Consider the following 20014-nt stretch of genomic DNA (forward strand, 5'->3'; position numbering starts at 1 on the left):
TAAGGCGGATTGGCCAGTTTTTTGCGCACAAAAACCGCTTTATAGCCGTTAGTGTTAGCTTTTTACCGACTGGGTAAGCGCCTTGGCAAACTGCTCGGCCACTTGGGCGCGCGCTTCTTCAGGCACCTTACGTAGCAGCAGATCTGTGACACAGTTGCCCAGTACCATGAGGCTGAGGTCGGTCGGCGCCTGGTGCTTGTCGAGTACTGCCAGGATCTCGGCGATAACGGCTTCGACCTGGGCGTTTGAATATTTAGATTGGATAGCCATATTTAAAAATTTTTTCACTTTAATTTGAAATAGCGGCATATAATAACGGATTTCTACCAACATCACTATCGAGGCTTATGAGTATTAACGTCGAACAAGCAATTATTCACGCGATATCCCAAGATGGCGAAGGCCAGCTCAGCTGTAGATTGCGTCCACAACCGCTACTAAATAGTCAAGCCGTCGAAGCCATGCTCGAAGAGCTGCATCAAACCTACACCAGTAAGTCGGGGAAAGGGTTTGGTCATTTTGGTACCCACGGCGAAGATGGTGAAGCCAACCCACAGTTTAAAGAGGCCCTGAGCCAGTATCTGGGTGGCGAGCTTGGGTTCGTCGAGTTCTCAGGCATGGCGGGTAAGCTTCTCCAGGAAGAGCTCGCCAAGTATGACTTCAGCCAGGGCGGCTTCCTGCTGCTGGCCTGTTATACCTATATGACCAGCGACTACCTGTTTGTCTCTCTGCTCAACGCCAAGTCGTCGATGACGGTATTGGATGATATGGAGCTGTCGCAAAACACTCACCTGGATCTCAACAATGTGCAGCTGGCAGCCCGTATCGATCTGACCGAGTGGCAGGCCGATCCGGACTCGCTCAAGTATATCTCCTTCGTGCGCGGCCGCGCCGGACGTAAGGTGGCCGATTTCTTCCTCGATTTCATGGGCTGTGTCGAAGGGGTAAACACCAAGGCGCAAAACAAGTCGCTGATGAACGCGGTAGAAGATTTTGTGGCCAGCAGCGAGCTGACCAAAGATGAGCGCCAGCAGTGCCGCGAGAAGGTGTTCGAGTACTGCACCGAGCGGGTCGATAGCGGCGCCGACATTCAGCTAAAAGACCTGGCCGATGAACTGGCCGATGCGGGCATGGACTCCTTCTACGATTTCGCCCAGGGCGGCGACTATGAGCTGGAAGAGGAGTTTCCCGGCGACAAGCCGACTTTGCGTCAGCTGAAAAAGTTCTCCGGTACCGGCGGTGGCGTGACCATCAGCTTCGACGGTCAGCATCTGGGCGAGCGGGTGATCTATGACCCCATCTCAGATTCTATCTTGATCAAGGGCGTGCCGGCTAACCTGAAAGATCAGCTGGATCGTCGCCTCAAGGGCGGTCAATAACCCTATTAACGGGCTATTCAGCGCCAGAAAAAAGCGTCTGTGTTAGACGCTTTTTTCGTTTATGATGCTTTAAATAGCTTGTAATGGTCAGGCGGCGAACGCTTAGGCCCTGTGCGACTTGCTAAAATATCGCAGATGAGTTGAAATTATCTGTTGAAACTAGAGTGTCCTCCGGCCGTTTGCCGATGGGATCAATTAAGGTGGACTGTTTTTCTGCCGACGGAGCGTAAATGCAACTATTTGTTAGAGATTTAACCGTAATCGATTTTTCTTACCTGTGTCCTATCCGTGGCATGGTGGGAGAAAGTTGGATCGTCGATGTGCTGCTCGATGGCGGCCTGGACGATCAGAACATGGTGCTGGATTTTGCCAAGGTGAAGCGCACCATCAAGAACACCATTGACGATGTGGCCGATCACCGCCTGCTGATCCCCACCGCCTGCGCCGAGGTGAGATGGCAGCAACAGGGCGATCGTGTTTGGATGGATTTCAACAGCCTACAGGGAGATATCCATCTTGCCTGTCCTGCCCAGGCCTTTGCCCTGATCCCAACGGAAATTATCGATTTCGACAGTGTTAATGCTTTCTTGCAGAAAGCCTTGAAAGAGGTGCTGCCTGACAACGTGCAAGGCATTGCGCTGACACTGCGTAACGAGCTGCATGAAACGCCTTATTATCATTATTCACATGGCCTGAAGAAGCACGATGGTAACTGCCAGCGCATCGCTCACGGTCATCGCAGCCCGATCAACGTGTTTGAAAATGGTATCGCCGCGCCTAAGTGGGACGAGTATTGGGCCCGCCGCTGGAAAGATATCTATCTCGGCAGTGAAGATGATCTGGTCGAGGTGGACGAGCTGGACCTGTCACCGCAGACAAGCGTGAGCGATGAGACCCACTACGGTTTCCACTATGTGGCGCCACAGGGGGATTTCCAGCTGGCCATGCCTAAGAAGCGCTGCGAGATCATCCCCCACGACACCACGGTAGAGCTGCTGGCCGACTTTATCGCCACCACCCTGGCGAGCGAAAACCCAGAGAGCGAATTTAAGGTGATCGCCTATGAAGGCGTGGGTAAGGGTGCCATCGCCTCTAAAGGCGAGCGCAACGTTTAGCAGCGTGTCAGACGTTTTAGTTAGCCTTAGTCCTTTATTAGCCTGAATCGATAGGAGTCGAATTTGAACTTGTTGCGCTTAGTTGTGGCTGTACTCAGTCTTGGTGGCGCCGTGGGCGCTCAGGCCGAGATGAACCTGAGCGAGGTTAACTTGAGTGGCAAGATGGAGCAGGGCGCGCTGATCCGCGGCCAGGCTCAGGCGGGAACCCAGGTATGGCTCAACGGTGAGCCAGTAAAAGTCAGTCCCGAGGGGTTGTTTGCCTTCGGCTTCGAGCGGGAAGCCACGCTCAATCAAGAGCTTAAACTTGTCTACCCAGATGGCCTGACCCAGCTTATGCCCCTCAAGATTAGCGAGAAACAGTACAAGATAGACAAGGTCAACGGCATCGCCAAGAAGATCATGAAGCCGGATCCTAAGGGCCTAGAGCGTGCGGCCAAAGACAGCAAGCAGGTCAAGGCGGCCAGAGCCACCTTCTCGGGGCAGACCGCCTTTGCTCAAGACTTCATCTGGCCGCTGACCGGGCGCATCTCGGGCGTGTATGGCAGCCAGCGCGTCTATAACGGCAAGCCGGGCAATCCCCACTATGGCGTGGATGTCGCCGCCAAGACGGGCACTGTGGTGGTGGCGCCCGCCGATGGCGTGGTGACCCTCTCGGTACCCGACATGTTTTATTCTGGCGGCACTATGATCATCGATCACGGCTATGGGGTGAGCTCCAGCTTTTTGCATCTGAGCAAGCTGTATGTGAAGCCGGGCGAGACCATTAAACAGGGCCAGCCGGTTGCCGAGGTGGGCGCCACCGGACGCGCCACCGGGCCACATCTTGACTGGCGTCTCAACTGGTTCCAGATGCGGCTGGATCCCGTGACTGTGGTACCGTCCATGGCGAGTGTGCTTGAGCGTCAAACCCAGGCCAAACAGACCAAACAGGCCAACAAGTAGGGAAGTAGGGAAGTAGGGAAGTAGGGCGAGTAGGGAAAAGCGCTCTCTGACAAGGAGAGTGAAACGAGATATCAGTTAAGGCGGCCAAGGGTCGCCTTTTTCATGTCTCTTGCTATTAACTCATTTCTTTATTTATCTCTTTCTTAACTCATCTGGCGATTGGGTGATCGATTCTTGGTATCACTGCGTAATCAAGTTATAGGTTATGCAGATATCGTAAGCAGCAAAGCTACTGCGCTTTGATTTCTGTGTCGGAAAGCATTTAAGCAGAAGAGTCGTGTAAGTCAGTATGAAGATCACCCATGAAACCAGCCCTGCTACCGGGGCGCAGCAAGCGGATCATACAGAGTCGCGGCAACAGCAGCCTACTAGGCTAGCGGAGCAGACCCTGGCGGTCTTTCCCCTGCCGCTGTTCGTGCTGCCGGGGGGCGTGCAGCGCCTGAGGATCTTCGAGCAGCGCTATCTTGCCATGGTTTCAGAATCCTTGGTGGCCGAGTCAACAGGTAGAGGCTTTGTGATCGCCCGCTACGATAAGGCGTTTGACTTCAATGTGCCCGACTGGGGCACTAAAGTGCAGATAATCGATTTTCACCACGGCGAAGATGGCCTGCTGGTGATAGATGTTAGGGCTAGCCATCTGGTGAGCCTGGACTGTTTCGATGTGCGTGGCGATGGGCTCTTGATGGCTCGCTGTCATTACCGCGACCACTGGCCGACGCTTGCCGCCAGTGCCAAGCGCGGCGAACTGGGGCTCGCCCTGAGCGCCCTGTTTGCCAAGCATCCACAATTGGCCGTACTTTACCTGCAACCAGAATTTAATCGGCTGGATTGGGTCTGCGCTCGCTTTTTAGAGATATTGCCTTTATCTTTGAATGAGAAGGAGAAATTCATCTTGCCCGGCAGTTTTCCTCAGGCAAAATCGTTTCTCGATACATTCATTTTGGGTCAGGATAAAATTAATTGATCCTCGCCGCGCACACCTGCGTATAGGCCTTTATGTTAGGGTCATACGTGAGTACAGATGCAGACATTTGTTAGCGCAGGCGCCCCGGATAAAGGGAGTGCGAATATCAAGAGTCATCCAGAGACGCAGGTGCCCGCCGAGCTGTCGACCTGGCTGGTGCGGGTTGCCGATGCAAGGGACAAGCAGGCGTTTACCCGCCTGTTTCAATTCTTTGCACCTAAGATCAAACGCTTTGGTATCAAGCAGCTAGGCAACGAGGCTCAGGCACACGAGTTGGTGCAGGAGACCATGAGTAACGTCTGGCGCAAGGCGCACCTCTATGACGGCGACAAAGGCGCGGCCACCACTTGGGTCTATACCGTGATGCGCAACGCCGCCTTCGATATGCTTAGGCGCGTCAAGGCCAAGGCCGAGATGAACCTGGGTGACGATATCTGGCCATTGGAACAGGCGCAGGTCCAGAGCGATGAAGATCCGCTGCATTTCGCCGATCATCTGATGGAGAAGCAGATGCTGGCCTATGTCGACAGCCTGCCAGAGGCCCAGCGCGCCGTGGTCAAGGGTGTCTACTATCAGGAACTCTCCCAGGAGCAGCTGGCCCAGCAATTTGGCGTGCCAATCGGCACCATCAAATCCAGACTCAGGCTCGCCCTGGCAAAACTCAAGCAGCAGATGGGAGACCAGCAGCATGATTAATCACCATCCCAACTCTGACGTACTGGCGCAGTTTGTCGCAGGTACCTTGCCAGCATCCGTATCAGTCGTGGTGGCCAGCCATGTGGAGCTTTGCAGTGAGTGTACCCGTGCGGTGCAGGCCCTCACCGAGCAGGCCGCCATCGACGCCTTTGGCGAGTCTATCAAAGAACAAGGCTTACGAGATGAGCCTCAGGCCGCTGGCTTAGCGGATATTTCTGCCTTGGACGATTTTGATGGCTTGGACGATTTTGATACTTGCGACCAGTTCGGCGACTCAGACGAGTTTGCTGATTGCATTAACGCCATCACGGCCCTGGAGCGTGACGATGCGCAGCAGTTGCCGCAGACCGTCACCGAGATTGCCGTGGGCGGTGAGCGCATCCCGCTGCCGACGGCGCTTAAGTCTATTGCCCTCAAGGAGTGGCAGGGCATGGGCAAGCTATCCCGCTCGCGCCTGGCGCTGGACGATGGCGATCTCAGGATGAGCCTGCTGCACATAGACAAGGGTGGCAGCGTGCCTTGTCACACCCATAAAGGCTTCGAGATCACTTTGCTGCTGCAGGGCAGCTTCACCGATGAGATGGGCGAATACCGCAAGGGCGATTTCATCTGGCTCGACGGTCAGCATACCCATCAGCCGGTGACCGAGGAGGGCTGTGTCTGTCTCACGGTATCGAGTGACGCCATTCGTTTCACCCAAGGGATGAGCCAGCTGCTTAACCCAATCGGACGTTTTATCTATTAATCCGAGTACTAATTCGAGTACTAATTCGAGTACTAATCCGAGTCTGCCAACTGGAGGCGCCATGAAGAAGAAATTGAAGATTGGCATCAGTGCCTGTGTGATGGGCGAGCCGGTGCGTTTCGACAGAGGCCATAAGAAATCGGGCTTCTGTATGGAGCAGCTGGCGGAGTTTGCCGAGTTTAAACCTGTGTGTCCCGAGATGGCGATCGGCCTGCCGGTGCCGCGCCCGACCATTAGGCAGATAGTGCGGGATAACATCATTACCGTGTCCCGCCCCGACGGCAGCGGCGATGTGACCCAGGCCCTTAAAGACTTCGGTGCCAAGGTCGCCCAGAACTATCAGGATCTGGCAGGTTTCGTGTTTTGCGCCAAGAGTCCAAGCTGTGGCATGGAGCGGGTCAAGGTGTATCATCACCACGGCAAGGGCTCAGAGTCTACCGGTGTCGGCATCTTCGCCGAGCAGGTGATGAAGGCTAATCCGCTCTTGCCCTGTGAGGAGAATGGCAGGTTGAATGATCCCATCATTCGCGAAAACTTCACCACCCGCATCTTCACCTATCAGAAGTGGCTGGATCTCAAGGCCGAGGGGCTGACCCGGCACAAGTTGATCCAGTTTCATAGCGCTCACAAGTATCTGGTGATGAGCCATCATGTCGAGAGCTATCGCGAGCTGGGCCGTCTGTTGGGCCGCGCCGACATTGACCTCGAGGAGCAGAGTGAGCGTTATATCTCGGGGCTGATGGAGGCGCTTAAATATAAGGCGTCCCGTCGCAGTCACACCAACACGCTGCAACATCTGCAGGGCTACTTTAAGCGTCAGCTTGACGAGAATAAGCGCCGCGAGCTGACCCAGGAGATCGCCGCCTATCGCGAGGGGCTGTCCCCACTCCTGGTGCCGCTGACCCTGATAAAACATTATCTTATTGAGTTTCCAAACGAATACCTGCTGCAGCAGGCCTATCTGAACCCACATCCTAAGGAGCTGAGATTGAGGTACGGCTATTGAGCGCACTCTTGTGGCTGAGACGGGATTTCCGTCTCCATGATAATCCCGCCTTGAGTGAGGCGGTGCGGCTCGGGGTGAAACAGGCGCTCTTTATCGCCACCCCGGCCCAGTGGCAGCAACATGAGATGGCGCCGATAAAGGTCGATCTCATTCGTCGTCACCTCGAGTTGATGGCAGGTGGGTTAGCTGAGTACGGAATCGAGCTGGTCATCTTATCCGCCACAGATTTTGGCGATCAGGTGAGGGCGTTATGCGACCACTGCCGCGACCATGGCGTCAACCTGCTGCTGGCCAACAGCGAGCCTGAGCTCGATGAGCAGGAGCGCGACAAACAGGTGATGGCGGCGGGGATCGATCTGCGCCTGTGGCAAAACGATACCATCTTGCCGCCGGGCAGCGTGCTCAACCAGCAGGGGGAGATGTTTAAGGTCTTTACCCCCTTTAAGAAGGCCTGGCTCAAGTGTGTGGCGGCGAAGGGCATAGAGTGTGTGCCGACGCCGGCAAAATCGACGCCGGCTAAATTGGTCGGTGATGCTCAAGCAGCGTCTCAGCTTCCCCAACAGCCAACACTACAATCATCAAGCATCAACCTAGATTATCCCCTGGAGGACTCCAGCCGCTGGCCCGACAGTGAGCAAGTGATGAGCCAGCTGCTGCCCCATTTCTGGCAAGACAAGCTGCTCAATTATGGTGAGCGGCGCGACTTTCCGGCCATCAAGGGAACATCAGGCTTGTCGCCTTATCTGGCCATAGGGGCGATTAGCTCGCGCTGGCTGGCGCTGCAATTGGTGCAGCGTCATCCCGAGGTGATCTACGACACTCTGCACGGCGCCTTCACCTGGCTCAACGAGCTGATCTGGAGGGATTTTTACAAACATCTATTGTTTCACTATCCAGAGCTTATCAAGGGCAGAAGCTTTCAGTCCAAGTACGAGTCGCTGCCCTGGCCCAATAACGAGGCACACTTTCAGGCCTGGTGTGAGGGGCGCACCGGCTACCCCATAGTCGATGCGGCCATGAAACAGCTCCGCCGTACCGGCTGGATGCACAATCGCCTGCGTATGATAGTGGCGAGTTTTCTCACCAAGCACTTGCTGGTGGACTGGCACAAGGGCGAGCGCTTCTTCATGCAGCAGCTGATCGACGGTGATTTCAGTGCTAACAACGGCGGCTGGCAGTGGGCCGCCAGCACGGGCTGCGATGCCCAGCCCTATTTTAGGATCTTTAACCCCATCACCCAGAGCCAAAAGTTTGATCCTCGGGGTGACTTCATCCGTAAGTATCTACCAGAGTTGAGAGAGGTGCCCGACAAGCAGATCCACTTCCCCCACGACTACTTAGCGAGTCAGGGCAAGGCTGAGATCTACCCTGCGCCGATAGTGGACCATAAGGCGGCGCGCCAAAGGGCCCTGGCATTTTATAAGGTGGAATAGGATGACGAAGATGATGGCTAGCGCCCTGTGGTTACAAAACTTCACGGCCGTATACCGCGAGCTGGGTACGGATAATCTGGAGGCGCTGCGCAAGATCTATCATCCCGAGGTGGTGTTCTGCGACCCTCTGCATCGCGTCGAGGGGCTGGATAACCTGCTGGGCTATTTTCAGGGCCTTTATCGCCAGGTGATCAGCTGTGAATTCACTATTGAGCATGTGTTTGAGCATCAAGGTGAAGCCGCCGTCTACTGGACCATGACCTTCAGGCACAAGCAGCTCAACGCCAGCCAGCCCATCGTGGTCGAGGGACATTCTCGACTGAAGGCCAAAGACAACAAGGTTGTCTATCACAGGGATTATTTCGATGTCGGCGCCATGTTGTATGAGCAGCTGCCGCTGCTCGGCGGCCTTATCCGCGCGGTCAAACGCCGCGCCGTGAACTAGGAGGCCGGGATGAAACTCATGATAACGGGCGCCACCTCCGGGATAGGCAAGCAGCTGGCCCTTGGCTATGCCAAGGCCGGGCATCAGGTAGTGGCCTGCGGTCGCAGCCAGACAAAGCTAGATGCACTAACAGAGGCGCAGCCTAACATCAGCACCCTGTGTTTCGATCTGATGCAGTACGATAGCTATCCTGCGCTCGCTGCCGACCATGGGCCGCTTGATCTGCTTATCCTTAACGCCGGCGACTGCGAATATATCGACGATGCGCTTAATTTCGATGCCAAGCGTTTCGACAAAATTATCAATATCAACCTTATCGCCATCGGCTACGCCCTGCAGGCTTGGTTACCCAATTTGAAGCCTGGTGGTCGCCTGGTGTTGGTCAGTTCCAGCGCACAGCTTTTGGCGCTGCCACGAGCCGAGGCCTACGGCGCCTCCAAGGCGGGGCTGAGCTACCTGGCCAAGGTGCTGGCGATCGATCTGGCTAAGCATCAGATAGAGGTAACCTTGGTGCATCCAGGCTTCGTGCAGACGCCGCTAACGGATAGAAACACCTTTGCCATGCCCATGATGATCGGTGCCGAGGAGGCCGCCTCGACCATAATGCGCGGTATCGCCAAGGGCAAGCGCGATATTCGCTTCCCGCGCCTGTTTATCTGGCTGATGCAGAGCCTCTCACTGTTACCTTTTTCGCTTTGGCGCCGTCTCGCCATGAGGATGGTGTCTCCATGAAAAAAATTGCCATTATTGGCTCGGGCATCTCGGGCCTGACCTGCGCCTATCTGCTGGACAAGCATTATGAGGTGACCCTGTTTGAGCAAAATGATTACGTGGGCGGACACACGGCCACGGTCGATGTGCACCATGAGGGGCGCGACTATGCCATAGATACCGGCTTTATCGTGTTCAACGACCGGACCTATCCCAATTTCAATCGTCTGCTGGCCATGCTCGGCATCGAAGGGCAGGCTACCGAGATGAGCTTTAGCGTGCACAACCGCCAGACGGGTTTCGAGTACAACGGCCACGGCCTCAATAGCCTGTTTGCCCAGCGGCGTAACCTGTTTCGTCCCCGTTTCTGGCGTCTGCTGAGTGAGATCTTAAGCTTCAATCGTCTCTGCAAGGAGTGTTACGGCCAGGATACTGTGCCTGATGGGATGACCCTGGGGGAATTTCTGCAGCAACATGGTTTTTCTCGCTTTTTCAGCGAACACTACATTCTGCCCATGGGGGCGGCCATCTGGTCGACCAGCCTGAAAGAGATGCAGGCCTTCGAGCTTAGGTTCTTCATCCGTTTCTTCTACAACCATGGCCTACTCAACATCAGCGACAGGCCCCAGTGGTATGTGGTGCCCGGCGGCTCCCGTCAGTATGTTGAGGCGATCCTCGCCGGCCTCTCTTGTCCGGTACATTTAGGTAGCCAGATTGAGGGCGTGTATCGCCAGGAGGGTGAGGTGAAGCTGGTGCTGCAAGGGGGCGAGACCCAGGTTTTCGATGAGGTGATCTTCGCCGGTCATTCGGACCAGGCCCTAGCCCTGTTAGGAGACGCCACGGTCGATGAGCAAGAAGTGCTGGGCGGCATTCCCTATAGCCGTAACGAGGTGGTGCTGCACACAGACATCAGTCTGTTGCCTAAGCGGCCACTGGCCTGGGCGAGCTGGAACTATATGCTGGATGATAATCTCGAGCGCGCCGCCTGTGTCACCTACAACATGAATATCCTCCAAGGGATCGATAGCGACACCACCTTCTGCGTCACCCTGAATCAGAGTGAGGAGATAGCCGAAGACAAGGTACTGCGCCGCTTCGTCTATCACCATCCGGTACTGAACGAGGCCAGCTGCCGCGCCCAGCAGCGACGCCTGGATATATGCGGTAAGGCCCACACTCACTTTGTCGGCGCCTACTGGTACAACGGCTTCCATGAAGATGGGGTGCGCAGCGCCCTGGATGTGACCAAGCGCTTCGGGATGAGCCTATGAGCGTCAATCGCCAGACAATTGCTGTCTCTCAAGCGAGTAGAGCGCAGCAGGAGCCAAAAGCGCCAGTGGAGCACAGCGGTATCTATACCGGACAGGTGCGCCATCGCAGGTTTGGCGAGATCCCACACGCCTTTGGCTATCGTCTCTACATGATGGGGCTGGATCTCGACGAGCTCTCGGCAGTGACCTCCCGTAGCTGGCTGTTTGGCCTGCGTTGGTTCAACCCCATACGTTTTAATGAAAAAGATTACCTCAAAAATGAACCCGGCAGCCTTAAGCAGCGTATTGCCCAGAAAGTCGCCGCACTCGGTGGAAGTTGGCAGACAGAAAACAGGGTAGTGATGCTGGCTCAGTGCCGCTGCTTAGGGGTTTATTTCAGTCCCATCAACTTCTACTTCTGTTACGACGCGCAGCAGGTTTGCCGCTACATGTTGACCGAGGTGAGTAACACCCCCTGGAACCAGAGGCATTACTACCTGCTGAGCCTGGAGGGCGAGATGAAGCTCAAGAAGGCATTTCATGTGTCGCCCTTTATGGCGATGGAGATGACCTATCATTGGCGAGTTTCGCCGCCGGCGGCCAAGGCGTTGGTGCATATCGAGAACCATCAGGAGGCTAAGGTGTTCGATGCCACCCTGGCGCTCGACAGGCAGGGGATAACCCCGGCTAATCTGCTAAGCACCTGGGTCAGGATCCCTGCCATGACGGTGAAGATGCTGCTCGGGATCTACTGGCAGGCGCTTAAGCTGTTTCTCAAGCGGGTGCCCTTTATCGCGCACCCAGATGCCGATAGCGCGAGTTAAACCAGTAGCCAGTCACGCTGAATATGAAATTAGCGCAGGCGGACAGCAGCAGAGCATGGCGACAACCCGGATGCAGACTGTATTTCATTTAGCGAGGTAGAGATGGAACAGACAATCAAACAAGTAAATGGTGTAAGGCCTCGCGCTGTGGCAGTGGAACTGGGCACAATGCAGAAGTATCGCGCCCTGGTCATTCGCCTCTTGGGCCAGCTCAAAGGCGGCTTTATCACCCTTATCGAAGGTGATACGCAGCAGCAGTTTGGTGAGCGAAGTGCAAGCCTCAGCGCCCAGATAAATGTGTTGGATCCCAGCTTCTATCGCGACCTTATCCAGGGGGGCAGCATAGGCGCCGCAGAGGCCTTTCTCGATGGCAAGTGGAGCACTCCAGATCTCACCCGCCTGATTCAGGTGATGGCCCGTAATCAAACCCGGCTGGATGCGCTGGAGCAGAAGATGGCCTGGCTGACTCGCATCAAGCATCTGCTGCTAAGGCTGAGTCAACGCAACACAGAGCAGGGTGCCAAGCGTAACATCCTGGCCCACTACGACATAGGTAACGAGCTCTACGAGCGCTTTCTCGATGACTCTATGCTCTACTCCTGCGCCCTCTATGATGGAGCGGCGCAGAGCCTGGCCCAGGCGCAGCAAAATAAGCTGCGTACCATCTGCGAAAAGCTGGAACTCAAGCCCGGCGAGCATGTGCTGGAAATCGGCACAGGCTGGGGGGCGCTGGCCATCTATATGGCGCAGCACTATGGCTGCCGCGTTACCACGACCACCATATCCGATGCCCAGTATCAATATGCCAAGAAGCGCATTGAGCAGGCGGGCCTTAGCGACCAGATAACCCTGCTCAAGCAGGACTATCGCCGCCTGACAGGCCAGTACGACAAGCTGGTGTCGATAGAGATGATTGAGGCGGTGGGCCACGAGTATCTGGGGACATTTTTTGAGACCTGCTCGGGCCTGCTCAAGGATGATGGCAAGATGCTGCTGCAGGCGATCACCATCAGTGATGGCCGCTACGATAAATACCGTAAAGGCGTCGACTTCATTCAGAAATATATCTTCCCCGGTGGCTGTCTGCCGTCTGTGGCCGTGATGAGTGAGCAGCTGGCCAAGCGAACCGACATGGTGATCTGCGATCTGGAGGATATCGGTCTGCACTATGCCAGAACCTTGTACGACTGGCGTCAGGCATTCGAGCAGGCCTGGCCGGAACTGGAGGCGCTTGGCTATGACGAGCAATTTAAGCGTCTCTGGCTGTTTTACTTCTGCTACTGCGAAGGGGCATTTAAGGAGCGACTGATCGCCACCCATCATCTGGTCGCCCGTAAGCCCAGGTATTTTGGTGCTCAGGATGAAAGCGTTCTGGCTTATTAATCTTGGCCTGTTTCAGCTGGCCTGGTGGTCGGCGGCCTGGTTAACAAACTCGGCCAGCTACATCATCTCTGGGCTGATCGTGCTGCACTGTCTGCTGTCCCCCTGCGTGAAGGCGGATCTTAGGCTGATGGCGCTTTTACCGCTCGGGCTGCTGGTGGATGGGGCGCTCATCGCCCTCGGCACCTTTCGCGGTGTCGAGTCTGCGTTTCCCCTCTGGCTAGCCCTGCTGTGGGTGATCTTCCTGATGAGCCTCAATCACAGCTTACGCCTGCTATCCGGGCTCAGTCTTCCCTGGCTGATGCTCATCGGCGCCTTTGGCGGGGCGGGCAGCTATTGGGCCGGCGTGAGTCTGGGCGCCTTAACGACCCAAGTCTCGGCTATCAGTTTTTGGTTGATCGCGGCACCTGTTTGGGCAGTGCTCCTGCCCTTGTTGGTGTGGGGGCAGGGGATGTTATCGGCGCAGCAAGTGAGTCAGGTAAGAAAGTGAGGTGAGTCATGGGTAAATATCTATTGCTATTACTCTTAAGCCTGAGTGCTCAGGCCGCGGATCTCGACAGGCTACATAAGATAGGTAGCGCCGAGATGCAGTATCTGTTTTGGACCTTGTATCGCGCCGAGCTGTATAGCGCTCAGCCTGACTATGAGGCGAGTGCTGATAAGGCGCTGAAGATAAACTACTATCGAGATATCGAAAGCGATCAGCTTATCGAGGCCACGCTAGAACAATGGCGTCACCTGGGGTACTCAGACCAGCAGATAACCTCTTGGCAGCGGCATATCCAGGGGCTCTGGCCCAATGTGCGCGAGGGCGACAGCCTGACCCTATGGGTGAACAGTCAGGGCGACAGCTATTTTTACTTCGGTGACAAGCCGCTTGGGCAGATCCAGGATCGCACCTTCGGAGAGGCGTTTCTGGCCATCTGGTTATCTGAGCGCACCTCAGAGCCTGAGTTAAGGCAGGGCCTATTGGGATTAAGACAATGAAAAAGTTCGTTTTAGCATTTGTGACCTCCTTAGTTATCTTGCTGCTTAGTGCCTGTGGCAGCGCCTCACTTGAGGACTATAGCGACACCAACCCAGAGCTGCATCTGGACAGCTTTTTTGACGGTAAGCTAAAGGCCTACGGCATAGTGCTGGATCGCTCCGGCGCCCTGATAAGGCGCTTCGAGGTGGATATGCTGGCTCACTGGCAGGGGGATAGGGGCGAGATCCAGGAGTGGTTTGTGTTCGATGACGGCGAGAAGAGCGAGCGCACCTGGCAGCTCACCAAGCTTGATGATAATTCCTATCAAGGCAGCGCCCAAGACGTGGTAGGCACAGCCCTTGGCCAAACCCGAGGAGCGGCGCTGTTCTGGCAGTATGAACTCGAGATCCCGGTCGATGGAGAGATCTATCGGGTGACCTTAGATGATTGGATGTTTCTGCTCGATGATAAGCGCCTGTTCAACAAGACAGAGATGAGCAAGTTTGGCTTTAAAGTGGGGGAAGTTATCCTCTACATCGAGAAAATTTAGGGCTAAACCGCCAACCCGTTTGCTGTCGTCATTTTAAATCGCGTTTGAGCATGGGTCTGGTTATCCAAACCCCATGGTTTCTACTAACATAAAGACTGATGCTCTTTTGATACGCCGTATTTATATCCGTGAATGAATTCCATTACTCCAACTAGAACCAAGCATTATTGACGTTACACTTGAGGGAATGAGCATAGCACTTATTGGCACATACATTGTTTGCGCGGCGATGTGACGCTTAAGAGGCAGCTTATATGAAAGATTTACAACAATCTCAGGTGGACAGTTTTAAGGTTGGATTTGGTGGCGATGTTATTTTGCCCGAAGACAGCAACTATGACGAAGTGCGACAGATCTGGAATGCCATGATAGATCGAAAACCGGGGATGATCGCCCGTTGCACCTCGGCGGAGGATGTGGTCAAGGCCGTCAACTTTGGCCGGGAACATGAATTACTCATCTCGGTTCGCGGCGGTGGCCACAATATCGCGGGTAAGGCCCTTTGTGACGATGGCCTGTTGATCGATCTGTCCTTGATGAAACAGGTCAAGGTCGACCCCGACAAACAACTGGCTTTGGTTGAGCCGGGTTGTACCTTGGCGGATGTGGACGCCGCCACCCAGAAACATGGCCTGGCGGTACCCGTGGGGATCAACTCCACCACAGGGATCGCAGGATTAACCTTAGGTGGTGGCTTTGGCTGGTTAAGTCGCAAATTGGGCATGACAATCGATAACCTGGTGTCGGCCAATGTCGTGACCGCCGAAGGCAAGCAGCTCGTTGCCAGTCAGGCCAGCGAACCAGAGCTCTTCTGGGGACTGCGCGGCGGCGGTGGTAACTTCGGTATAGTCACTCAATTTGAGTTTAAGCTGCATCCCCTCGGGCCCGACGTCCTTAGCGGCCTCATCGTTTTCCCCTTCGAGCAGGCAAAGTCTGTTATCAGCCAGTTCGTTAACTTTACCGCTAATGCGCCCGAGGAGTTAAGTGTCTGGATGGTGGCTCGTAAGGCGCCGCCATTGCCATTTCTCCCCGAGTCGGTTCACGGCAAAGAGGTGATAGTGCTGGCGATCTGTTATGCCGGCGATCCCGCCGAAGGTGAGAAACTGATCGCGCCGCTTCGTCAATTTGGCACGCCTGTGGGTGAGCATGTGGGCGTTCAACCCTTTGCAGCATGGCAGCAGGCCTTCGATCCACTGTTGACGCCCGGCTCGCGTAACTATTGGAAGTCCCATAATTTTACCCAGCTTAGTGAAGCGGCTATCGATACGGCCATCGAATATGCTGGTACCCTGCCCACAGAGCAGTGTGAGATCTTTATCGCCTCAATCGGTTGCGCCACCTGTCTTCCGGCCGCCGATGCCATGGCTTATTCAGCCCGGGATGCCCAGTACGTATTGAACGTGCATGTGCGCTGGGAGTCTGCCGACGATGATAAACGCTGTATCGCCTGGGCGCGGGAGTTCTTCGATAAGACCAAGCCTTTTGCCAGCGGCGGAGCCTATATCAACTTCCTGACCGATGATGAATCCGATCGTACCGAGTCGGCCTATGGGGAAACCTACGGGCGATTACGTCAGCTGAAGAAGCAGTACGATCCGAACAACCTGTTTAGGGTAAATCAGAACATTAAGCCCGCTTAGATTGGGGCTTTGCTTTGAAGCAGTAACCAAGTGACTGTTTATTTGCAAGATAACAGTCACTTGGCTATAACCTGGCAGTGGCCAGGCTTTGGTTACTGGATTAGTTTGCTATTTGGCTATTTGGCTATTTGGCTATTTGGCTATTTAGCTTCTGAGGCGATAACCGCCTTTATGCCGTGGGGGTGGACCTTGATGCAAAGGTTGCCCCGCTTGAAGGCGATGGTGGGGTTAGCCAGGCGCTCATGTTCCCCCTGGGGCGAACTCATCTTCACCTTCACATCCGTTTCCTGAGCCAGCACTCTGGCAAGTGTGGGTACCCGCTCGAGCAGCTGCTCGCTCAGTGTCTCTGTGGTGGTAGCGCCGCCCGGCAGCACCAACTCGATATGTTCCCAGCCCTCGACCGGGTAGCGTTTATCGCCGGGGTAGGGCAGCTCGATACATTCTATCGTCAGCTCGCCTAGTATCAAGGGAGTGTCGAGGGCGATGATGAGAATGGGGCGGCCGTTGATCATATTATCTGAGATGATCTCACCCTGACGGCAGAAGGCCTCTCTTAGGCTGTCGGCGCCTTGGCTGGTGTTGACTCTGAGGGCGGCATGGTCGCACTCGAGACCTAAGCGATCCAGCCCTAGCTCCTTCATGAAATCTAAAATCGCTTGGCTGAAGGTAGGCCACTGCAGCTTGAGCGCGTCAAAAGTCAGCTCATCGGAAACTTGAGATTCAGTCATCATATTTATCTTGTGTGGACTCAAAATTGGGTATTGATGCCATGCTAGCGGTGCTGGCACCGAGTTCGGCACTGGTGGCGGCACTGGTCTTATGGCCAGATCTCTATGGGGGTGCCGCTATCGACGGCGCGCCACAACTCGTCTATCTCTTCGTTCTTGATGGCGATACAGCCGTCGGTCCAGTTGAGGCGCTGGGCTTCATCCGGGGTGAGCGAGGAGTTAGGATTCTGGCCGTGGATCATGATCTGTCCGCCAGGGTTGATCCCTAGCGCAGCGGCCCTGAGTTTATCTTCGTCGTTGGGGTAGGAGATATGGATAGCGCGGTAGTAGGCGCTGTCGGCCTTCTTGTAATCCAGAATGTAGCGCCCCTCTGGGGTGCGTTGATCTCCCTCTTGCAGCTTGTGGCCGACCGGGCGATCCCCCAGGGCAATCTTGTAGCGTCTCAACACTTTACCTTGACGCATCAACAACATGCTGGCTTCAGACTTATTAACCACCACGAGATCTACCTTGCCAATCTGGCTCTTACTGGCACTGTGGGGCGAGCTGAGGCCACTCGATTGCGCCCAGGTAACCCCTAACGGGGCGAGCAGGCAGAGTAGCAGGAGTTGTTTAAAAAATGTCTGCATCGTCTTGGTTCGGTAAAATAAAGCCACTACTTGGGTGTTCATCATACCTTATTTTAGATTAAGCTGGATCGGTTAATTCCATGTTGCATCAAAGCGCATGGGGTTGGCACGTTTTTATGGTATGAGAGATGGCAAAAGATATAGCAAGCGATAAGGATTGTTGATTTAGATGGATGAGACCCCGCAAGAGGCACGTAAACAGAAACTCAGAGAGATTATCTTCGGTACAGACACGCCGGCCGGTCGCTATTTCGACCTTAGCCTGATCGTCTGTATCGTGTTGAGTGTCGCCCTGGTATTTGTCGACACCATAGACAGCGTGCATAACCGCTACGGCGACTGGATCCGCATCGCCGAGTGGGGCTTTACCGGCATCTTTACCCTGGAGTATCTGCTTAGGCTCTATTGCTCAGCTCATCCGGTGCAATACGCCCGCAGCTTCTATGGCGTGGTGGACCTGCTTTCCATTCTGCCCAGTTACCTGGCGCTCATCTTCCCGGGTGCCAACTTCACGCTGGTGATCCGTGTGCTGCGACTGTTCCGTATCTTCAGGGTGCTCAAGTTGCTGCGTTATCTCAGCGAGGGCAACATACTGCTGCGGGCCATGATGCAGTCGAGCCGTAAGGTATTTCTGTTCTTCTTCTCCGTCAGCCTGATCGTCATGGTGCTTAGCGCTATCATGTATGTGGTAGAAGGGCCCGAGCATGGCTTTACCTCCATGCCGAAATCTATCTACTGGACAATCGTGACCATCACCACTGTAGGTTATGGCGATATCACCCCGCAGACCACCTTAGGGCAGGGGATCGCCGCGCTGACCATGCTGATCGGTTACTCCATCATCGCCATCCCGACCGGCATCCTAACCTCGGAGATCTCCCAGGAGATGGTGCGCAAGAAAGATCTGCGCCGCTGCAGCAACTGTCTCAAGATGGGTCACGAAGTCTCGGCGCTCTACTGTGACAAATGCGGCAACGAGCTGGAAACCGACCTCTAGGGAGCCTTATGTTTGCAATCTATTCGGCAGTAAGCGTGATTGACCGTGAGGGAGCGCTATGACCACGGCTAAGTTTGTCCAGGGCTCCATCATGCGCCACATACTGGTGATGAGCTCCACCGCCGCCATCGGCATCTCGGCGCTGTTTGTGGTGGATCTGATCGACATCTTCTTCCTTAGTCTGCTGGGGGAGCAGGAGTTGGCCGCGGCCGTGGGCTACGCGGGCACCATCTCCTTCTTTACTACCTCTATCGGTATCGGCCTCTCTATCGCCCTCGGCGCCCTGGTGTCTCGCGCCGTGGGGGCCAAAGAGTTTGAGCTGGCCAAGCGTTTGCTGCTCAACAGCGCCGTGGTTACCGTGCTGGTGGCCTCTGTTGTCGCCATCATAGTCACCTGTTTTATCCCCGAGTTACTCACCTTGGTGGGTGCCACGGGCCGCACAGGTGAGCTGGCCGCCGGTTACCTCTATATTCTGGTGCCCTCCATGCCCATCATCTGTCTGGCGATGGCCCTGGGGGCCGCGCTCAGGGCGGTGGGCGATGCCAAGCTCTCCATGGTGTCGACCCTCACGGGGGGCGGGGTCAATTTGGTGTTCGATCCTATCTTCATCTTCCTGCTGGCAATGGGCATAGAAGGGGCGGCGCTCGCCTCTGTGCTGGCGCGTCTCGCCGTGCTGTTGGTGGCCGCCAGGGGCGTGGTGGTCAAGCACAAGCTGTTTGGCCGTTTCGATTTGACCGCCTTCAAGGAAGATATCAAGCCGATCTTTGCCATCGCGGGCCCCGCGATGATGACCAACATCGCCACTCCCATAGGCAACGCCGTGGTGACCCGCGCCATCGCCGAGTTTGGTGACAGCTATGTGGCCGCCTGGGCCGTGCTGGGCAGGTTGACGCCCGTGGCCTTTGGCATGATCTTCGCGCTAAGCGGCGCCATAGGCCCGATAGTCGGGCAGAACTTCGGCGCGCGGGAGTTTGCCCGTGTGCGTCAGAGTCTCACCAAGGCGCTGCAATTCTGCGCCCTGTATGTGGTGACTGTGTCCCTGCTGCTGATGCTGCTGCAGGAGCAGATAGTGGCCCTGTTTGCCATGCAGGGGGAGAGCGCCGAGCTGATCCGCTTCTTCTGTCGCTACATCGCCGTTTTCTTCGTCTTCTCCGGCGCCCTGTTTGTGGCAAACGCCTCCTTCAATAACCTGGGTAAGGCCAAGTACTCGACCCTGTTTAACGTGGGTAAGGCAACCCTGGGCACCATTCCCTTCGTCTACTATGGCGGCCAGCTCGGAGGCGTCGAAGGTGTGTTGATTGGCCAGGTGCTGGGGGCGATCCTCTTCGGCGTACTCGGGGTGTTAACCGCTTATCGTCTGGTAGATAAGGTGCAGGCGAGCGCCGTACCTGCGGTCAGTCAGGAGGCGCTGGACGAGGAGCTTAGCCCCAGCAGTCCTAATCCGCTGTCATCCTCCTGTGCTCAGATGGCGCAGATCAGCGAAGAGCAAGATTGCGAGGAGAGTAATAGAGTGAGTGAGCTGGTTACAGGCCCGGGCCGCGACTAGGTACACTTGGTTTTTAACAAGAATTGATGAAAACCGCTCTGATAGTGAGATACAAAAACGGCGCCCA

The 20014-nt window shown here is 55.5% G+C and carries 22 protein-coding genes; 19 read left to right on the plus strand and 3 right to left on the minus strand.

Annotated elements, in window-relative coordinates:
* Positions 1–54: 54 nt before the first annotated feature.
* Positions 55–270 (minus strand): YejL family protein, encoded by a 216-nt coding sequence (locus tag K0I63_RS07530; RefSeq protein WP_011865270.1) that lies wholly within the window; start codon positions 268–270, stop codon positions 55–57.
* Positions 271–347: 77 nt separating this feature from the next.
* Here K0I63_RS07530 and yejK point away from each other — a divergent pair, with 77 nt between their 5' ends.
* The 17 genes from yejK to K0I63_RS07615 all read left to right on the plus strand — a co-directional run bounded on the left by yejK (position 348) and on the right by K0I63_RS07615 (position 16047).
* Complete coding sequence (gene yejK, locus K0I63_RS07535; RefSeq protein WP_011865271.1) at positions 348–1379, plus strand: nucleoid-associated protein YejK; 1032 nt, start codon at positions 348–350, stop codon at positions 1377–1379.
* Positions 1380–1609: 230 nt separating this feature from the next.
* Positions 1610–2494, plus strand: a complete 885-nt coding sequence (locus tag K0I63_RS07540; protein WP_011865272.1) for a 6-carboxytetrahydropterin synthase — start codon at positions 1610–1612, stop codon at positions 2492–2494.
* A gap of 129 nt (positions 2495–2623) precedes the next feature.
* On the plus strand, positions 2624–3436 hold the full coding sequence (locus K0I63_RS07545; RefSeq protein WP_258407002.1) for a M23 family metallopeptidase: 813 nt from the start codon (positions 2624–2626) through the stop codon (positions 3434–3436).
* A 289-nt stretch (positions 3437–3725) separates the two neighbouring features.
* The gene (locus tag K0I63_RS07550) at positions 3726–4400 is read left to right on the plus strand and encodes an LON peptidase substrate-binding domain-containing protein (protein ID WP_220083021.1); all 675 of its coding nucleotides are present in this window, start codon (positions 3726–3728) and stop codon (positions 4398–4400) included.
* A gap of 57 nt (positions 4401–4457) precedes the next feature.
* On the plus strand, positions 4458–5096 hold the full coding sequence (locus K0I63_RS07555; RefSeq protein WP_220083022.1) for a sigma-70 family RNA polymerase sigma factor: 639 nt from the start codon (positions 4458–4460) through the stop codon (positions 5094–5096).
* Positions 5089–5841, plus strand: coding sequence for a ChrR family anti-sigma-E factor (locus tag K0I63_RS07560; protein ID WP_220083023.1), 753 nt, complete (start codon positions 5089–5091; stop codon positions 5839–5841). The genes K0I63_RS07555 and K0I63_RS07560 overlap by 8 nt, the downstream gene beginning before the upstream one ends.
* A gap of 61 nt (positions 5842–5902) precedes the next feature.
* A complete protein-coding gene (locus K0I63_RS07565) occupies positions 5903–6847 on the plus strand; it encodes a YbgA family protein (RefSeq protein WP_220083024.1) in 945 nt (314 codons plus the stop codon).
* Positions 6844–8280, plus strand: coding sequence for a deoxyribodipyrimidine photo-lyase (gene phrB / locus K0I63_RS07570; RefSeq protein ID WP_220083025.1), 1437 nt, complete (start codon positions 6844–6846; stop codon positions 8278–8280). Before K0I63_RS07565 ends, phrB begins: the two co-directional genes overlap by 4 nt.
* 1 nt (position 8281) lies before the next feature.
* Positions 8282–8725 (plus strand): nuclear transport factor 2 family protein, encoded by a 444-nt coding sequence (locus K0I63_RS07575; RefSeq protein WP_220083026.1) that lies wholly within the window; start codon positions 8282–8284, stop codon positions 8723–8725.
* A gap of 9 nt (positions 8726–8734) precedes the next feature.
* A complete protein-coding gene (locus K0I63_RS07580; protein ID WP_220083027.1) occupies positions 8735–9457 on the plus strand; it encodes an SDR family NAD(P)-dependent oxidoreductase in 723 nt (240 codons plus the stop codon).
* Positions 9454–10707, plus strand: coding sequence for an NAD(P)/FAD-dependent oxidoreductase (locus K0I63_RS07585; RefSeq protein WP_220083028.1), 1254 nt, complete (start codon positions 9454–9456; stop codon positions 10705–10707). The genes K0I63_RS07580 and K0I63_RS07585 overlap by 4 nt, the downstream gene beginning before the upstream one ends.
* Positions 10704–11510: a DUF1365 domain-containing protein gene (locus tag K0I63_RS07590; RefSeq protein ID WP_220083029.1), complete on the plus strand. Its 807-nt coding sequence runs from the start codon at positions 10704–10706 to the stop codon at positions 11508–11510. The genes K0I63_RS07585 and K0I63_RS07590 overlap by 4 nt, the downstream gene beginning before the upstream one ends.
* A gap of 102 nt (positions 11511–11612) precedes the next feature.
* Complete coding sequence (locus K0I63_RS07595) at positions 11613–12893, plus strand: class I SAM-dependent methyltransferase (RefSeq protein WP_434086790.1); 1281 nt, start codon at positions 11613–11615, stop codon at positions 12891–12893.
* Positions 12871–13380 (plus strand): DUF2878 domain-containing protein, encoded by a 510-nt coding sequence (locus tag K0I63_RS07600; RefSeq protein ID WP_220083030.1) that lies wholly within the window; start codon positions 12871–12873, stop codon positions 13378–13380. The genes K0I63_RS07595 and K0I63_RS07600 overlap by 23 nt, the downstream gene beginning before the upstream one ends.
* 8 nt (positions 13381–13388) lie before the next feature.
* Positions 13389–13877 carry a chalcone isomerase family protein gene (locus K0I63_RS07605; RefSeq protein WP_220083031.1) on the plus strand — a complete coding sequence of 163 codons (489 nt, stop codon included), beginning with the start codon at positions 13389–13391 and terminating at the stop codon, positions 13875–13877.
* The gene (locus tag K0I63_RS07610; protein WP_220083032.1) at positions 13874–14407 is read left to right on the plus strand and encodes a DUF3833 domain-containing protein; all 534 of its coding nucleotides are present in this window, start codon (positions 13874–13876) and stop codon (positions 14405–14407) included. The genes K0I63_RS07605 and K0I63_RS07610 overlap by 4 nt, the downstream gene beginning before the upstream one ends.
* A gap of 254 nt (positions 14408–14661) precedes the next feature.
* Positions 14662–16047 carry an FAD-binding oxidoreductase gene (locus K0I63_RS07615; RefSeq protein WP_220083033.1) on the plus strand — a complete coding sequence of 462 codons (1386 nt, stop codon included), beginning with the start codon at positions 14662–14664 and terminating at the stop codon, positions 16045–16047.
* Positions 16048–16187: 140 nt separating this feature from the next.
* Here the strand turns inward: K0I63_RS07615 and K0I63_RS07620 are convergent, their stop codons facing one another.
* The gene (locus K0I63_RS07620; protein ID WP_220083034.1) at positions 16188–16778 is read right to left on the minus strand and encodes a VOC family protein; all 591 of its coding nucleotides are present in this window, start codon (positions 16776–16778) and stop codon (positions 16188–16190) included.
* A gap of 86 nt (positions 16779–16864) precedes the next feature.
* Positions 16865–17404, minus strand: a complete 540-nt coding sequence (locus K0I63_RS07625) for a L,D-transpeptidase family protein (protein ID WP_258406965.1) — start codon at positions 17402–17404, stop codon at positions 16865–16867.
* Between the two features lie 169 nt (positions 17405–17573).
* Here K0I63_RS07625 and K0I63_RS07630 point away from each other — a divergent pair, with 169 nt between their 5' ends.
* Together K0I63_RS07630 and K0I63_RS07635 are read left to right on the plus strand one after the other, a co-directional pair.
* The gene (locus K0I63_RS07630) at positions 17574–18401 is read left to right on the plus strand and encodes an ion transporter (protein ID WP_011865290.1); all 828 of its coding nucleotides are present in this window, start codon (positions 17574–17576) and stop codon (positions 18399–18401) included.
* Between the two features lie 58 nt (positions 18402–18459).
* The gene (locus K0I63_RS07635; RefSeq protein ID WP_220083036.1) at positions 18460–19947 is read left to right on the plus strand and encodes an MATE family efflux transporter; all 1488 of its coding nucleotides are present in this window, start codon (positions 18460–18462) and stop codon (positions 19945–19947) included.
* Positions 19948–20014: the final 67 nt, after the last annotated feature.

The sequence above is a fragment of the Shewanella rhizosphaerae genome, from assembly GCF_019457655.1.
GTDB lineage: Bacteria > Pseudomonadota > Gammaproteobacteria > Enterobacterales > Shewanellaceae > Shewanella > Shewanella loihica.

What these genes read in the sequence shown, in the direction of transcription:
- K0I63_RS07565 (WP_220083024.1), top strand. Translation starts at nt 5,903, where the DNA reads ATGAAGAAGAAATTGAAGATTGGCATCAGTGCCTGTGTGATGGGCGAG.
- K0I63_RS07635 (WP_220083036.1), top strand. Translation starts at nt 18,460, where the DNA reads ATGACCACGGCTAAGTTTGTCCAGGGCTCCATCATGCGCCACATACTG.
- K0I63_RS07530 (WP_011865270.1), bottom strand. Translation starts at nt 270, where the DNA reads ATGGCTATCCAATCTAAATATTCAAACGCCCAGGTCGAAGCCGTTATC.
- K0I63_RS07610 (WP_220083032.1), top strand. Translation starts at nt 13,874, where the DNA reads ATGAAAAAGTTCGTTTTAGCATTTGTGACCTCCTTAGTTATCTTGCTG.
- K0I63_RS07600 (WP_220083030.1), top strand. Translation starts at nt 12,871, where the DNA reads ATGAAAGCGTTCTGGCTTATTAATCTTGGCCTGTTTCAGCTGGCCTGG.
- K0I63_RS07615 (WP_220083033.1), top strand. Translation starts at nt 14,662, where the DNA reads ATGAAAGATTTACAACAATCTCAGGTGGACAGTTTTAAGGTTGGATTT.
- K0I63_RS07560 (WP_220083023.1), top strand. Translation starts at nt 5,089, where the DNA reads ATGATTAATCACCATCCCAACTCTGACGTACTGGCGCAGTTTGTCGCA.
- K0I63_RS07625 (WP_258406965.1), bottom strand. Translation starts at nt 17,404, where the DNA reads ATGCAGACATTTTTTAAACAACTCCTGCTACTCTGCCTGCTCGCCCCG.
- K0I63_RS07545 (WP_258407002.1), top strand. Translation starts at nt 2,624, where the DNA reads ATGAACCTGAGCGAGGTTAACTTGAGTGGCAAGATGGAGCAGGGCGCG.
- K0I63_RS07555 (WP_220083022.1), top strand. Translation starts at nt 4,458, where the DNA reads ATGCAGACATTTGTTAGCGCAGGCGCCCCGGATAAAGGGAGTGCGAAT.
- K0I63_RS07595 (WP_434086790.1), top strand. Translation starts at nt 11,613, where the DNA reads ATGGAACAGACAATCAAACAAGTAAATGGTGTAAGGCCTCGCGCTGTG.
- yejK (WP_011865271.1), top strand. Translation starts at nt 348, where the DNA reads ATGAGTATTAACGTCGAACAAGCAATTATTCACGCGATATCCCAAGAT.
- K0I63_RS07540 (WP_011865272.1), top strand. Translation starts at nt 1,610, where the DNA reads ATGCAACTATTTGTTAGAGATTTAACCGTAATCGATTTTTCTTACCTG.
- K0I63_RS07620 (WP_220083034.1), bottom strand. Translation starts at nt 16,778, where the DNA reads ATGATGACTGAATCTCAAGTTTCCGATGAGCTGACTTTTGACGCGCTC.
- K0I63_RS07580 (WP_220083027.1), top strand. Translation starts at nt 8,735, where the DNA reads ATGAAACTCATGATAACGGGCGCCACCTCCGGGATAGGCAAGCAGCTG.
- K0I63_RS07575 (WP_220083026.1), top strand. Translation starts at nt 8,282, where the DNA reads ATGACGAAGATGATGGCTAGCGCCCTGTGGTTACAAAACTTCACGGCC.
- K0I63_RS07550 (WP_220083021.1), top strand. Translation starts at nt 3,726, where the DNA reads ATGAAGATCACCCATGAAACCAGCCCTGCTACCGGGGCGCAGCAAGCG.
- K0I63_RS07585 (WP_220083028.1), top strand. Translation starts at nt 9,454, where the DNA reads ATGAAAAAAATTGCCATTATTGGCTCGGGCATCTCGGGCCTGACCTGC.
- K0I63_RS07590 (WP_220083029.1), top strand. Translation starts at nt 10,704, where the DNA reads ATGAGCGTCAATCGCCAGACAATTGCTGTCTCTCAAGCGAGTAGAGCG.
- K0I63_RS07630 (WP_011865290.1), top strand. Translation starts at nt 17,574, where the DNA reads ATGGATGAGACCCCGCAAGAGGCACGTAAACAGAAACTCAGAGAGATT.
- K0I63_RS07605 (WP_220083031.1), top strand. Translation starts at nt 13,389, where the DNA reads ATGGGTAAATATCTATTGCTATTACTCTTAAGCCTGAGTGCTCAGGCC.